The 14,829-nt window shown below is 55.3% G+C and carries 13 protein-coding genes; 10 read left to right on the top strand and 3 right to left on the bottom strand.

The genetic code is table 11. The annotated features are described in order from the left end of the window. Positions 1 to 178: 178 nt before the first annotated feature. The 3 genes from VLH40_02070 to yihA are packed head-to-tail and all read right to left on the bottom strand — an operon-like array spanning position 179 to position 1,888. Positions 179 to 565 (bottom strand): hypothetical protein, encoded by a 387-nt coding sequence (locus VLH40_02070; GenBank protein HSV30796.1) that lies wholly within the window; start codon positions 563 to 565, stop codon positions 179 to 181. Between the two features lie 16 nt (positions 566 to 581). Next, positions 582 to 1,286, bottom strand: coding sequence for an RNase H family protein (locus VLH40_02065; protein HSV30795.1), 705 nt, complete (start codon positions 1,284 to 1,286; stop codon positions 582 to 584). After that, positions 1,283 to 1,888, bottom strand: a complete 606-nt coding sequence (gene yihA, locus VLH40_02060) for a ribosome biogenesis GTP-binding protein YihA/YsxC (protein ID HSV30794.1) — start codon at positions 1,886 to 1,888, stop codon at positions 1,283 to 1,285. The genes VLH40_02065 and yihA overlap by 4 nt, the downstream gene beginning before the upstream one ends. A 224-nt stretch (positions 1,889 to 2,112) precedes the next feature. Here yihA and VLH40_02055 point away from each other — a divergent pair, with 224 nt between their 5' ends. From VLH40_02055 to VLH40_02010, 10 genes are all read left to right on the top strand, one after another. Then, positions 2,113 to 3,285, top strand: a complete 1,173-nt coding sequence (locus VLH40_02055) for a DUF1343 domain-containing protein (protein ID HSV30793.1) — start codon at positions 2,113 to 2,115, stop codon at positions 3,283 to 3,285. 161 nt (positions 3,286 to 3,446) lie between these two features. Beyond that, the gene (gene pepF, locus VLH40_02050) at positions 3,447 to 5,291 is read left to right on the top strand and encodes an oligoendopeptidase F (protein ID HSV30792.1); all 1,845 of its coding nucleotides are present in this window, start codon (positions 3,447 to 3,449) and stop codon (positions 5,289 to 5,291) included. 198 nt (positions 5,292 to 5,489) lie between these two features. Next, on the top strand, positions 5,490 to 6,140 hold the full coding sequence (locus VLH40_02045; GenBank protein HSV30791.1) for a redox-sensing transcriptional repressor Rex: 651 nt from the start codon (positions 5,490 to 5,492) through the stop codon (positions 6,138 to 6,140). Next, complete coding sequence (locus VLH40_02040) at positions 6,137 to 6,643, top strand: NAD(P)H-dependent oxidoreductase subunit E (protein ID HSV30790.1); 507 nt, start codon at positions 6,137 to 6,139, stop codon at positions 6,641 to 6,643. The genes VLH40_02045 and VLH40_02040 overlap by 4 nt, the downstream gene beginning before the upstream one ends. 2 nt (positions 6,644 to 6,645) lie before the next feature. Beyond that, positions 6,646 to 8,538 carry an NADH-ubiquinone oxidoreductase-F iron-sulfur binding region domain-containing protein gene (locus VLH40_02035; protein ID HSV30789.1) on the top strand — a complete coding sequence of 631 codons (1,893 nt, stop codon included), beginning with the start codon at positions 6,646 to 6,648 and terminating at the stop codon, positions 8,536 to 8,538. A 73-nt stretch (positions 8,539 to 8,611) separates the two neighbouring features. Further along, positions 8,612 to 10,636 carry a [FeFe] hydrogenase, group A gene (locus VLH40_02030; GenBank protein ID HSV30788.1) on the top strand — a complete coding sequence of 675 codons (2,025 nt, stop codon included), beginning with the start codon at positions 8,612 to 8,614 and terminating at the stop codon, positions 10,634 to 10,636. Positions 10,637 to 10,646: 10 nt separating this feature from the next. Then, a complete protein-coding gene (locus VLH40_02025; protein ID HSV30787.1) occupies positions 10,647 to 12,383 on the top strand; it encodes a [Fe-Fe] hydrogenase large subunit C-terminal domain-containing protein in 1,737 nt (578 codons plus the stop codon). Next, entirely contained in the window at positions 12,380 to 13,522 is a 1,143-nt protein-coding gene (locus VLH40_02020; GenBank protein HSV30786.1) for a SpoIIE family protein phosphatase, read from the top strand. Before VLH40_02025 ends, VLH40_02020 begins: the two co-directional genes overlap by 4 nt. Before the next feature lie 143 nt (positions 13,523 to 13,665). Beyond that, positions 13,666 to 14,097, top strand: a complete 432-nt coding sequence (locus VLH40_02015; GenBank protein ID HSV30785.1) for a transcriptional repressor — start codon at positions 13,666 to 13,668, stop codon at positions 14,095 to 14,097. A gap of 263 nt (positions 14,098 to 14,360) precedes the next feature. Next, positions 14,361 to 14,829, top strand: a 469-nt coding sequence (locus VLH40_02010; GenBank protein ID HSV30784.1) for a uroporphyrinogen decarboxylase family protein, incomplete at its 3' end; no start/stop codon positions are given.

Genomic DNA, 14,829 nt, shown 5'->3' with positions numbered 1-14,829 from the left:
ATAGAAAAAGCTAAGCCCCACCGGATCCTGGACAATCCCGCTCATAATTCCAGGGTAACCCGGGCTTATCTGTCCTGCCTGAGCAGGAAGGTTGGTCTGCCGCTGGAGACGCTATCCGGCTTGTGATGACCCCAGATACCTCAGTCGTTTTCTAGATTATAGCATTGGAGGGCACTTGTCAATAGAGCGATTTGCCTTCAAAAATCCTGAAGGAAAGACTGTCGATGAGCTGACTCCGTCTCACTTCCAGGCTCTCGATGCCCCGGTCGTCCACGATCTTGACCGCGATGCGTCGGTGCTCACCCGGATCGAAGGGGAGAGACACCGTACCCCGGTAGGCCGCAAGGAGTTCTTCGTCAATTTCCGCCTTGAGGTTCTTCGCCAGCCGTGCCCAGCCGTCCTTCTCCCCCGTCATGGGGAAGAAAACCTGGCGCGGATAGAGGCTACGGCCGTCGTAGTCAGTGTCCAGCAGCCAGACGGCGATCTTGTCCTCGCCCCCCGATTCGACGCCGCCGGTCTTAGTGTTGTAGTAGTCAAAGCCGTGTACCGAGACGCGATACTTCACTACCTCACCCTGACTTTCACGAGGTACATCCTTCCCGGGCCAGTGTGTCCGCCCGGTCGTTCCAGTGGTCCCCGCTGTGCCCCTGAACCTTGACCCAGTGAATCCGCACATTTGCATTATTGATGAACCGGGCATACTCACGGGTGAGGGGGAGATTGGTACGCCACTGTCCGGTGGCCCATTTCTCGATTCCGTAATAATCGTAATAAATCTCCAGTTCAGCGATGTGGCTAGCCTGGCCAAAACGAACCACTTCATACACCGCGTACAGCTCACCTCCCACCTGGCGGGAATGGCTGAATTCAGGAGGGACTTTCCCGGAAAATTCTTTAACCAGTTGCCTGCCATACAGAATCACCCCGCCGTACCCGGTGATTCCTTTGTGGTAAGAGCCGTCGACATAGGCCTTCCACCGTTCTCGCTTTGCCTCCCTAGTCTCATTCAACCAGAGCGCTTCCAGGTCTGTCACCAGGGTTCTGTCCCTGATTCCCTGAAACACTGCCGTGTATGCCTTCCTTTTGGGACTGTAATAGATCCTGATTTTCCCCAACGGAGTTTTTTCCCGGAACAGCTCAATACTCACCGAATATTCCCGGAACGAATCCGGTGCGATAAATCCGTCAAAACCCGCCTTACGCAAGCTTTCCAGATAGGAAATGAACCGGGCGGTTAATAGCTGTCCATAGGGAGAACTTGTCCGGTTCACTTGCGGCCGGTTCACGGTCGGACACTCGGCCGAGAGCGGCCCGCACTTTCCATAAACGACAACAATTCCGCCTTTCCTTCTCCGGTCACCGACGATACGGGAAAGAACGCCGGAAACAGGCCGTCTGGACCGGTCAACTCCTTCCTCAGGCAGGCCAGGCGATGATCCCGTTTGGTCCGGGAGAGTTTATCGATTTTGGTTAGAGCGACCACGTAGGGAATCCGGCGGGCCATGAGCCAATTCATAAACCCGGCATCGACTGCTTGCAGGCAAAGCCGGGCATCCAGCAAGACAAAAAGGTTGAGGAGATTCTTCCGGGTCACGAGATAACGGGTAATGTAACGATCCCAGCGACCTCTTTCGCCTTTTGACACCCTGGCGAAACCATAGCCGGGCAGATCGGCAAAATACCATTTTTCCTCAACGCAATAATGCTGAATCAACCGGGTTTTTCCTGGTGAATTGGAAGTTCTGGCTAAGTTTTTCATTCCTACCAACAGATTGATGAGCGAAGACTTTCCGACATTGGATCTCCCCACGAAAGCGAATTCCGGATAAATAGGAGGCGGAAAATTGTGTTCTTCCCATCCCGCGGATAAGAATTGAGCTCGGGTCACAAAGATCGCTGGCTCCTTCCGGTCATCATTTATTGAATCAAACCAGTTCATTGTATCAGAAAAAGTGAAAAACCTTGCCCGGATTTGGGTGATTTGTTATCCAGAGCCAAAGCGGGTACAATAGGCAGGATTTCCTTTTCCGTTCTCGATATGCTAACCATGAGAGAATCCCATATTGCATCCCTTTGAGGTGATCGACGATCGTACAGCGGACTTTCAGCCTAATGATTCTCGTCTTGACCCTGACGCTTGTGTTGCCCGGGGACTTTTCTTCTTCGCTTTCAGCAACGCCTCGTATTCAACTGGGCGTCGATATATTCCTGGACCACTACACCTCGCTGGTCGCCGGACAAAGGATTGGGCTGATCACCAACCAGAGCGGGGTCAATGGCCGGGGGGAACGGACCAAGGATCTCTTCGCCACCCATCCCGCGATACAGCTCACCGCCCTGTTCGCTCCCGAACACGGGATCGATGGGACGGCAAAAGCGGGTGAATATGTCGCTTCGTTCACCCATCCACTGTTCGGCATTCCAGTCTACAGCCTGTACGGGCCGACCCGCAAACCCACTGAAGCGATGCTCCGCGATCTTGATACTTTGGTATTCGACGTGCAGGATATCGGAGCCCGCTGGTACACCTTTATTTCCACCCTGCAGTACGCCATGCGCGCCGCAGCCGAAGAAGGAAAGAAAGTCATCGTACTCGACCGGCCTAATCCGCTGGGTGGAGTGATTGTCGAGGGACCGGTACTCGAAGAACGTTTCCGGAGTTTCGTCGGAGTAGATACGCTTCCCATGGCCCACGGCATGACGATCGGCGAACTGTCTCTCTTTTTTAACCGGTCAATCAACGCCCATCTGACCGTTATCCCCATGGCCGGGTACACCCGGGACATGCTCTTTCCGGACACCGGGCTCACCTGGATCCCGACCTCGCCAATGATCCCCGATATCGAATCAGCCTTTGGTTACATGGCCACCGGCCTTGGCGAAGGAACCGGGATCATTCAAAGAGATTTTTTCCGCTGGATCGGAGGAAGGGGCATTGACGAGAACCGCTTTGCGGATCTCCTCAACAACTCCAGCCTGCCCGGGGTGGTTTTTATCCCTGACCGACGTGACGATTTCGGAGGCGTGAAACTACAGATCATCGACTACCGAACGTTCAACCCGGCCCGGACCGGTCTACATGCCCTGACTTTTGCCTACCGGTTGACCGGCTTTCCCATCCCTCGGGGAACTGACGAGCCCTCGATGTTTGAAAAAATTATGGGTACCGACCGGATAGGCCACTGGTGGGAAGCCGGACTGACTCCCAGGGAAATCGAACAAGAGTACCAGCAGGAACTGTCCGCTTTCCGGGAACTGCGAAAACAGTTCCTCCTCTACCCTTGACTGTTGATGGCAAATAACCGCCGAATTCTTAACGAGCGCTTTTCGACGGTGATCTTCCGGTCTTCCCGGAGAAAATTTGATCGGGGCCACCAACAAGCGCCAGAAGCGTGAAGCGGTATGGATTTCGTAAAGAATAACAACAACGATGGATGGTGATGATCATGCTGATTAAATCAGGATTGGTTCACAGTGCTGACTCCGTTTCCACTGCAACCGGCCCGGGCGCCCGTGCCCAGATTGAGGAAGCCTTTCTCTGGGACCTGCGGACTATTTACCCATCCAAAGAGGCCTGGGAAGAGGATATCAAACGGTTGAGGGAGGAACTCTTACCCAGACTTGAATCGTTTCGCGGTCAGCTGACCACCCCGGAAAACGTTTCAGCCTGCCTAAAGTTAAACGATGAAATCGGGATGATCTTCTCCAATATCTACGCCTGGGCCAACATGACCTTTCACGAAAACATGGCTGACAACCGGGCGGCGGAACAGAGTTCCCGGGCTGATTCCCTCCTCGCCCGGGTCTCTGCGGAAACATCCTTTATCCGGCCGGAACTTCTCGGGCAACCCGCCACCGTCTTGCGCTCGTACATGGACACAGCCACGTTTTCCGATTACCGCCATCTGCTTGAGCGACTCATCCTTCTTCAGCCACATACCCTCTCGGTGAGCGAAGAAGAGCTACTGGCCCGTCTTGGCGAGTTTGCGGCAACCCCGGAAGATATTTTTCAGAAACTCTCCGTCTCAGACATGATTTATCCTACCATCCTTGACGATACCGGCAAAGAAGTCCGCCTGTCCCCAGGCGCTCTGTTCCGCTTTTTAAACAGTCCGGACCGAGACTTCCGCCAACGGGCGTACGAAGGGATTTCGGAAGGGTTCCGTCATTCCCGCAACACCCTGGCCGCAACTTTAGCCGCCGAAGTAAAGAAAAACTGCTATTATGCCCAGGCCCGGCGTTATTCCTCCTCCCTGGAGGCCTCGCTGGGAAGCGAATTCGTCCCCCGGGGCGTCTATGACAATTTGATCCAGGCCGTGAACAGCCAGTTGAGCCAATTACACCGTTACGTCGAGCTTCGCCGCAGAATCCTGGATATTAACCAGGTATACATTTGGGACATGTATTTACCCCTGATCGAAGACGTGACTTTGGAGATTCCCTATAGCAAAGCGAAACAGCTTCTCCGGGATGGAGTAGTTCCTCTGGGTAAAGACTATCAAAACGTTGTAGAAACAGCCCTCACCGGCCGCTGGATCGATGTCTACGAAACTGAAAAAAAAAGGGTCGGAGCTTACGCCTGGGGAACTTATCTCAGTCATCCCTTCCTGCTCCTCAACTACGACGGAACAGCCCGGGACCTGATTACGCTGGCCCACGAAATGGGACACGCTTTACACTTCTACTACACCTTTGACAAGCAACCATATGTGTCCTCTTCAATACCGATTTTCACCGCAGAGGTGGCCTCTACAGTCAACGAATTTCTCATGTTCGACTATCTGATGAAGATATCCGATACAACCCGGGAAAAACTCTATTATTTGAATATCCTGATCGAAAACATCCGGGCCAGCGCGTTCACCCAGGTCATGTACGCCGAATTCGAGCAGGCCTTACACGAACGCATCGAAGCCGGGCAGGCCCTTTCGGCGGACAGTATGGAAACGTTATGGTCAGACATTCTGCAAAAGTACTTCGGTCCCTGTTTCGCAGTAGAGAACTCGGCAAAAGCGTGGTGGTCAAGAATCCCCCACTTTTATTCCAATTTTTATGTCTACAAATACGCGACGTCGCTGGCCGCCTCCCACGATATATCCCGCCGGATATTGGCCAAAGAGCCGGGAGCGGTGGAGAATTACCGGGAATTTCTCAGCGCCGGGGATTCCGATTTTCCGGTGAGTGTAATCGCCAAGGCCGGAGTGGACATGACTGCGCCAACTGTGGTGGAAAATCTTCTGAAGTATTTCGGTGAACTGGTGGCGGAGCTGGAGCGGTTGCTCTTCCGGTAAATGAGCGGTGTGATGGTCCCCAGGAAGTAAAACCGAGGATATGCCTCCCGCTTTACAGTTCACGGTGCCGCTTTTTCTTCTTCATCTCCCTTCCGAAAAATATTGTGAAATTTTTCTCTATTACCTCTTGACATCTCCCCCGCTGCCGGTATCTTAATAGTGGTAGTTTTCACTATATATGTAAAGGAGGTCGGTCCGATGGCCCAGTCACTGTCTACAGCGACGGTCACCCGTTTATACCAGTACTTCCAAATCTTCAAAGCGGCCCGGGGGTCGGGACTCGAGCATGTTTCCAGCGAGGTTTTATCCGGGAAACTGGGCATCGACGCCAGTTCGGTGCGCAAGGATCTGGCCGGGGTGGCCAGTGGAGTTCAGAAATTGGGTTATTGTGTCTCACCGACGCTTTATGCCCTCGAGGACTTTCTCGGGATTCATAACACGAAAGAAGCGTTTCTGGTTGGTGTCGGATCGCTAGGCCGGGCCCTCCTGGGTTACCGGGGTTTTGCCGAATCCGGCCTTGATATCCTGGCCGCTTTTGACGTAGACGAAGAAAGAATCGGAAATACGATCGCCGGAAAGACAACCCTTCCGTTGTCCAAGCTCACTAACCTAGTCCAGCGACTCAATGTCAAAATCGGCATTATCACCGTACCAGCCGATGCAGCGCAATCGATCGCTGACCTGATGATCGCTTCCGGGATGATCGCTATATGGAATTTCGCCCCGATCACCCTGACCCTCCCGGCGGATATCATTGTCCGCAACGAAAACCTGGCTGCCGGTTTCTCCTTGCTGAGCTATGAACTGAAACGGTTGTTAGAACAAACGAAAGAGAGTGAGGATCAATGAATATCGCAACAGCCACACACACACAAAAGTCATCCAGACAGTTTCTCAGGGTGGACGATATTTTGGACCGTTTCCATCATAACCCGGCAAAACTCATTGCCATTCTCCAGGCGGTCCAGGAGGAATACCGCTATCTCCCGGAACCGGTGCTGAGCTATGTCGCGACCCGAATCAAGATCCCCCGGGCCAGGGTCTTCGGAGTGGCCACCTTTTACTCACACTTCTCTTTGAAACCCAAAGGAAAACACATCATCAAGATCTGTGACGGAACCGCCTGCCACGTGAATAAAAGCGGCCACCTGCTGGACCTCATCCACAAAAAGCTGGGGCTGAGCGACAAAAAACGTACGACCGACGATCTGTTGTTTACAGTCGAAAAGGTGTCCTGTCTCGGCGCCTGCGGATTGGCCCCGGTCGTGGTCATCGACGAGCGGGTTCATCCCCAGGTTCAAACCGCACACCTTACCCAGTTAATCGATGAACTGATGCACGAGGAGGAGTAACCGTGCCTACTGTCGAACTCGAAACCATCAAAGCGGCAACCCGGGAAAAGATGGCTCACCTTCAATACCGGGTTCTGGTCTGTAACGGAACGGGATGCATCGCCAACGGCGCCCGCCAGGTTTACAACGCTTTCCTCACAAAGACCGGTGCGTGCCGGAACCTGGTGTCGGTCAAGACCGGTGACCCCTGCCACATGGTGGGACTGATCAGCCAGACCGGTTGCCACGGGCTGTGTCAAATGGGACCTTTGGTGCTCATTCGAGCCAACAACGGGTTCAAAGACGTTTTTTACTGCGGGGTCCGGGAACCAGATGTCGCCGAAATCGTGGAAGAAACTATCAAAAAAGGACGAATTGTTGACCGGCTTCTCTACACAAACCCGCAATCCGGGGAGCTGTGCCGGAACCCGGGGGAAATTCCCTTCTACGCCCGGCAAAACCGACTGGCTCTGGCAGAATGCGGCCTTATCGACCCGGAGAGCATTGAAGAGTATATCCAGGGTGGAGGCTACTCTATGCTACGTCGGGCCGCACTCGAAATGACCCCCCGTGAGGTGTGTGAACTGATCCGGGATTCCGGACTGCGGGGCCGGGGTGGGGCCGGTTTTCCGACCGGCCGGAAGTGGTTGGCCATGCTCGAGCAACCGGGAAAACCCGGGGAACCGAGATACCTGGTCTGTAACGGTGACGAGGGAGATCCGGGCGCGTTCATGGACCGGAGCCTGATGGAGGGAGATCCGCACCGCCTGCTGGAAGGAGCGATGATTGCGGCGTTTGCGGCCGGAGCGACGGTTGGATACTTTTATATCCGAACCGAATATCCCCTGGCCGTCCAACGGGTTCGCCAGGCGATCAACGATGCCCGGCGGCTGGGTATTCTGGGAGAGAACCTTTTCGGGAGCGGGTTTCGTTTCGATTGCGATGTGGTCGAAGGCGCCGGAGCCTTCGTGTGCGGTGAGGAAACGGCGTTGCTCGCTTCGATCGAAGGGAAAAGAGGCATGCCTCGCCATAAACCTCCCTTTCCCGCACAGGAGGGCCTGTTCGGGAAACCGACGGTGGTCAACAATGTCGAGACCTTGGCCACCATCCGTTACATTATGGAACAGGGGGTCTCCGCCTTCCGCCGATTCGGGACGGTATTGAGCCCCGGGACCAAAACCTTTGCCCTCACCGGCCGGGTCCGCCACACCGGCTTGATCGAGGTCCCGATGGGCACCACACTGCGGGAAGTGATCTATGAGATCGGTGGGGGTATCCCCGGTGACAAGAAATTCAAAGCCGCGCAAATCGGCGGCCCATCGGGAGGCTGTCTCGGCGAGACGCACCTCGATCTTTCCCTGGACTTTGAGAACCTCACCGCTCTGGGAGCGATGGTCGGCTCAGGCGGGATTGTCGTGATGGACGAAGAAACCTGTATTGTCGAGGTGTCCCGCTTTTTTATGCAATTCACCCAGGAAGAATCCTGCGGAAAATGCGTCCTGTGCCGAGAGGGCACCAAGCAGATGCTGGCCCTCCTGCAAGACATCGTCGACGGCACGGCGGAGCTGGAACATCTATCCCTTCTTGAGGAAACGGCCCGGGCGGTCAAAGCCGCCAGCCTGTGCGGCTTGGGTAAAAGCGCCCCAAACCCGGTTCTGAGTACTTTGACTCTTTTCCGGAATGAATACCTGGCACACATCGAGCGGCGTCTGTGTCCGGCCGGTGCCTGCCAGGCCCTCAAAGTCTATGCCGTGAATCCGGACCTGTGTAAAGGATGTACCCTGTGTGTGTCCAAATGTCCGGCAGGGGCAATCCATGGCGAGAAACGGCAAGCCCACCGCATCGACGTCACCAGTTGTACCAAGTGCGGCGTCTGCGCCACGATATGTAAATTCAAGGCTATTACAGCGGCGTAAGACTAAGCATGAGCACTGTAGCGAGTGATGCGTTTCGGTGTACAACGCACCTTCCTAAGGAGGAATGATTACGATGACGGACCTCGGAAAGACTTTGATCATAGACGGACGGTTGATCGCTCTCGGAAACCATCGCAATCTGCTGGAACTCATTCGCAGCTCCGGAATCGATCTGCCCACATTCTGTTATCACAGCCATCTCAGTGTTTACGGAGCCTGCCGCCTGTGCATCGTGGACATCGCAGGGCGGGGAATCGTAGCCAGTTGCGCCGTGACTCCCGAACCCGGAATGATCGTGCGTACCAGCACCGCAGAAATCAGGAAAATCAGGCGCCTGACCGTAGAGCTGTTACTGGCCAACCACGATGTCAGCTGTCCCTCCTGCCCCAAGTCAGCGACCTGTCAGTTGCTGCAGCTGGCCGGCCGGCTGGGAGTGACGAACATACGTTATCGCCGGCGGGAGGAACGGATCCCCCTTGACAACTCGAGCCCGGCCGTCGTCCGCGATCCCAACAAGTGTATCCTGTGCGGGGACTGTGTCAGGATGTGCAGCGAAGTACAGGGTATCGGGGTCATCGATTTCACCCACCGGGGGAGCCATGTCCAAGTACAACCGTCCTTCGGACAGAACCTGGGTTCAGTCGAGTGCGTGGACTGCGGTCAATGCGCCGCCGTTTGTCCAACCGGTGCTCTGGCTCCCAAAAGCCATATCGACCGGGCCTGGCAAGCCATTCATGACCCGGCCAAAAAAGTCGTGGTCCAGATCGCTCCGGCGGTTCGGGTGGGCGTTGGAGAGGCTTTCGGGCTCCCGGCGGGCCAAGTGTTGATAGGACAACTGGTTTCCGCTTTGCGAACCATGGGAGTGGATTTTGTCTATGATACGGCCTTCGCCGCCGATCTCACCGTCCTGGAAGAGGGAAGTGAATTTCTCCGGCGCATCCGCACCCAACAACGCCTCCCTCAGTTCACCAGTTGTTGTCCGGCTTGGGTCAAATTCTGCGAACAGCATTACCCGGACTTGCTTCCCAACATCAGCTCCTGCCGGAGCCCGCAACAGATGTTCGGCAGCCTGGCCAAGCGGTTGTTAGTCAAGGAACTCGGCGTGAACCGTGAGGATATCTTCGTAATCAGCATTATGCCCTGTACGGCCAAAAAATTCGAGGCGACGAGACCCGAATTCGCCCTTGAGGGGAGCCCCGACATCGATGCCGTGATCACCACCCAAGAACTGGCCACGATGATCCGGGAAGCCGGCCTGAATCTCGCGGCGCTGGAACCGGATAAGCTGGATATGCCCTTCGGTTTTAAAAGTGGGGCCGGAATCATTTTTGGAGCCAGCGGAGGGGTGACCGAAGCGGTCTTACGCTTTGCCGGAAGTACCCTGGCCAAGCATCCGATTGAACCGCTGGAACTTAAGCCGGTACGGGGAGTAGAGAGCTGGCGGGAAGCCGAGATCGAACTGAACGGCAGGACGCTTCGCCTGGCGGTGGTGAGCGGTCTGGGAACCGCCCGGCAGGTCATGGAGGAGATCCAGGAGGAGCGGGTCCGCTATGATCTGGTTGAAGTCATGGCCTGCCCTGGTGGATGTGTGGGAGGAGCCGGTCAGCCTCCGGCGAAAAACCAGGCAGTCCAGGAAGAACGAAAAGCTGGCCTCCGCCGGATCGATACGATGCTCCAGATGCATTCCAGCGAGGAAAACCCCTATCTCCAGAAGCTCTACGCAGACACCCTTGGAAAACCAAACAGTGAGTTGGTCCACGAATGGCTGCACACCAACTATGTCACCCGACGGCGGACCGGCGGTGAACTCCCTCTGGAAGACGCTCAGGAGCCCTTGGTCCGGGTCGATGTCTGCGTGGGGACGAACTGCCACCTGCGAGGCGGTCATGACCTTCTCCGGCACCTGGTCGAAGCCGTCGACGAGCGCTCGATCGGCCACCTGGTCGATATCAACGCGACATTCTGCCACGAAATGTGTGACCGTGGTCCTACCGTAACGGTTAACGAAAGCGTCCTCGAACGGTGTACGATCGACATGCTTCTGGGAGAAGTCGACCGGATTTTGGCCGATTACCCCCAGGAAATCCCGGTGAAATAGGGGCGAAACGATGGCCGCCAACCCAGTCCTGTGGACGAACGAAGCCCGCTGCCGGGATTGTAACCGTTGTGTCCGGGTCTGTCCGGTCAAAGCCGTGGAAAAAAAATCCGGCCAGGCCCGGGTGATTATCGAGCGTTGTCTCTTGTGCGGCCTTTGCGTGCACGAATGTCCACAACACGCAAAGGCTTATGCCAGCGAAATCAACCTGGTCCGACAGTTGATCGGTAATCCCGGTCGGGTGATTGCTTCGGTGGCTCCCAGTTATCCGGCGGCTTTTGAAGAATCCGAGTGGCGCAGACTGCCGGCGGTACTCCGTCAACTGGGCTTCGATCTGGTCACCGAAACCGCCGTCGGGGCGGAAATCATATCAAGATCCATCGCCGAAACGATAAAAGCGCATCCCGACCAAACCTACATCACGACCGCCTGTCCAGCGGTCGTCACTTATATCCGCCGGTACCGGCCGGAGACGTCCTCACTTCTTTTGCCTTTCGCCTCTCCCATGCTTGTCCACGCCCGGTATCTCAAAAAACATTTCGGGCCGGGCATTTCAGTGGTATTCATCGGACCTTGCCTGGCCAAAAAAGACGAAGCGCGCTGGGATGGGCAAAATGGGGTTGATGCGGTCCTGACCTTCGAAGAACTGCGGACCTGGATCGAAGAAGTCGGCTTAGATCTGAAGGCAGCGGAAGAAAGTGATTTTGATGGAGTTTTGCCCGAAAAAGCCAGAACCTATCCTCTCGCCGGGGGCCTCCTCTACACCAGCGCTCTCTCTACCAACCAACTCGACCACTCCTTCCTAACCGTCAGCGGCCATGACGATGTCATCGAGGCTATCGATTCTCTTGCCGAACCCGGCCCACCACTTCTTCTCGAAGCCCTGATGTGCCCCGGCGGATGCCTGGGGGGAGCGGGTAACCCGAAAAAAACCCTTTTAAACCAGTTTCGCACCCGGAACAGGTTCCTTCGTTCCATCGAACCTACACCGGCAACCACCCTCCGAAAGCCCCTGGACGGGGAAGCGCCGAATATTTCCCTGGACATACCCAATCCCCATACCCTTCTAATCATCAAGGATCCGAGCGAGAGTCAAATCAGACAGGTCCTGGCCCAGACCGGCAAGCATACCACAAATGACGAGCTCGATTGCGGTGCCTGCGGTTATTCAACCTGTCGGGAAAAAGCCGTTGCCGTCCTCCGGGGGATGGCGGAAATCGAGATGTGCCTTCCCTTCATGCGCCAGAAAGCGGAAATCCAGGCTGACGCTATCGTGGAAAATAGTCCCAATGCGGTGGTTATCCTCGATGAATCCCTGAAAATCATCCATGCCAATCCTCAGTTTCACCAGATGTTCATGACCAGCGACCTGTGCCGGGGGAAACATATCAGCACTTTCATCGATCCGGCACCCTTTCAGCAGATCTTGGACGGCGAAACCAATCAATGGAGTGACATCGTTCATTTCCGGGCCTACGGCCTCACCTGCCGGCAGATGATCTATACCATCGGATCCAAAGATCAAAGGCAAATAATCAGTATCCTGGTCAACCTGACCGTGAGTAAACAACAGGAAGCGGCATTGGACCGCCTGCGGAAAGAAGCTCTGGAACGGGCCGAACAGGTCATCGACCGGCAAGTGGAGATCGCCCAGGAGGTGGCGAGTCTCCTGGGACGCTCGGCCAGCGAAACAAGGTTGATCCTACAAAACCTCACGGAACTGGTCCAGCGAAAGGACACCCTGCAGTGACCCGGCTCTTCGTGGAGTCCTTTTCCAGCCAGATCTGTAAACACACCCACCGTCATTGCGGAGATTTAATCAAAATCGTTCGCCGACCGGAGCAGACTCTCGCCATCTTAGCCGACGGTATGGGCAGCGGAATCAACGCCAATATTCAGGCGACACTTTACGTGGAATACCTTTTCGGTTTGGCCGAGGGCGGGGCCCGGGTTGCCGACGCTGTTCGCTCCTCCCTGGCCATGCTCCACCGGGCCAAAGACCACAGCGGGCCCTGGGCCGCTTTTAATGTCGTGCAAATCAAACAAGACGGGGAGGTGGATATGTACTGCTACGAGGCTCCCCAACCACTCCTCCTGAGTACCTCGGGAATCGAGGAACCCGTTTTCCGGCCGGAATACTGGTCGGGTGAAATCGTCCAGCACAGCGAAGTCCAACTGAGACCCCAGGAAGCTATTCTCGTCGTCTCCGATGGGGTGACCCAAGCCGGTCTGGGCCGGGGACTGAAGCGGGGGTGGAGTCTGGAAGGGCTCAAATCCTTTCTGGTCAAAGAGCGTTTGGATACCGCTTACCAGGCACCGGGCATTCCCGGGGCTGTCGTCCGCCAGGCTCATCAGCTTCACCAGCAAGAACCAGCTGACGATATCTCCACATTGACGCTTGCGGTGCGACTACCCCGCCAGTTTCACCTGCTGACCGGACCCCCTGCCCAAAAAAACGACCTGCCCAAAATGTTGGAATCTTTTATGAACGCCAGCGGCACCCGGGCCGCCTGTGGAGGAACGACATCCAAACTCCTCGCCGAATATCTGGAAAAGCCGCTGCGAGTTCACCCCGGGAAATTCGGCTCTCCGGCCCACTTCGAACTGGAAGGCATCGACTTGGCCAGCGAAGGGACGATTACCCTCAACCGTCTCAACAATATTTTTTCCGAACCGGAACTGGCCGAAGAGGCCGGCTATGGACCCCTGCGGTTACTGGAACTGATCAACGACGCCGACGAGATTCATTTCTGGGTAGGACAGGCCAAAAATCCGGCACACAACCCATCACTGAAAACAGCCGGAATGATGACTCGCGTTGAGGTGATCCGCGCCCTCACCGCCAAACTTGGCGTGGCTGGAAAACTGGTGTGTACGCATTGGTTCTAACCCTCTCCGTGAGGCGTATTCTTACAGAGTCCCCTTTATGACCCTTTCTTGACAGCGACAATAAGAAACATTATTATACATTTGGAAGTTTTCCATATATGTAACTATGAGAAGGTGCGAGGTGAAAAGCTAAAAAGACCAACCTGCAGGTTATCAGGGAGCAACTGTCCCTTAAAAAAATCAGGCCTTCCTATACGAGGCTCCGAATAATGGAGTACTTGCTCTGCCACCAGGACCACCCGACGGTTGAAGAGATATACAGCCAACTGGTACAGGAAATACCTACCCTCTCCAAAACCACGGTGTATAACACACTCAACCTATTTATCGAAAAAAACATCGCCCGGCAGGTTATGATCGAGAAAAATGAGGCCCGTTATGACGCGAACACCTACGACCATGGGCACTTCAAGTGCCTGAATTGCGGAAAAATTTACGACTTTTTCGTGGCTCTCGACGATCTCGCGATCAAAAATCTGGAAGCCTTCCAGATCAGCGAAAAACATTTCTATTTACAGGGAACCTGCCCCAACTGTCTCGTTCCTCTTGATGTCGGTCAAGACCACACGGAATGAAAAAACCACCGGACGACTACCGGGGAAAATGGTTTGCCCTGTTCGGCCACCCCGGCGATTATGGCCCCCCACCACGCTCCCCGGGTGAGGGGACCGGAGCAAGGACGAAAAAGGGCTGGTCCGTTTCACTTCAAGTATCCTGCCCAAGTACCTGAGAAAAATTTTCCGCTATAATAGGTACAGTTCCCCGGTTTGTTTTTCGAACGCCGATTCTTGCGTTGCGAATACCGGAGGGTAAATACAGCAAGACTAAGGAGAGAACTGTGACCAGCAAAGAACGAATTGAAAAAACATTCAGCGGAGGTACGCTCGACCACCCGGCGGTGACGCCGATTCTCATGTCCTATGCCGCCAGGTATATCGGCAAGACCTACCGGGACTATTACCTCGATCACCGGGTGTTGGTGGAGAGCTATCTACGGTGTCGGGAGGCTTTTGGATTCGATATGCACATGGTCATTTCCGACCCGTTTCGGGAAACGGAAGCCTTCGGAGGCCGCTTCGATTATCCCGAAGACGGCATTCCGGTCCCCCGGGAACACCTGCTAAAAACCCTCGACAGGCTGGATGCTCTTGCCGTTCCCGATCCCCGGGACCATCGGAGAATGGCAGACCGGGTGGAAGCTGTGGCTCTGTTTCGGAAAGAAACCGATCGGGCGGTTCCCATCCTGGGGTGGGTGGAGGGACCGTTCGCCGAGGCGGCGGATCTGCGGGGTGTCCAGGAGCTGATGC

Source organism: Atribacteraceae bacterium (assembly GCA_035477455.1).
Lineage (GTDB): Bacteria > Atribacterota > Atribacteria > Atribacterales > Atribacteraceae > DATIKP01.
This window is presented reverse-complemented; position numbering and strand designations above follow the sequence as displayed.

What these genes read in the sequence shown, in the direction of transcription:
- pepF (HSV30792.1), top strand. Translation starts at nt 3,447, where the DNA reads ATGCTGATTAAATCAGGATTGGTTCACAGTGCTGACTCCGTTTCCACT.
- VLH40_02030 (HSV30788.1), top strand. Translation starts at nt 8,612, where the DNA reads ATGACGGACCTCGGAAAGACTTTGATCATAGACGGACGGTTGATCGCT.
- VLH40_02045 (HSV30791.1), top strand. Translation starts at nt 5,490, where the DNA reads ATGGCCCAGTCACTGTCTACAGCGACGGTCACCCGTTTATACCAGTAC.
- VLH40_02040 (HSV30790.1), top strand. Translation starts at nt 6,137, where the DNA reads ATGAATATCGCAACAGCCACACACACACAAAAGTCATCCAGACAGTTT.
- VLH40_02055 (HSV30793.1), top strand. Translation starts at nt 2,113, where the DNA reads ATGATTCTCGTCTTGACCCTGACGCTTGTGTTGCCCGGGGACTTTTCT.
- VLH40_02025 (HSV30787.1), top strand. Translation starts at nt 10,647, where the DNA reads ATGGCCGCCAACCCAGTCCTGTGGACGAACGAAGCCCGCTGCCGGGAT.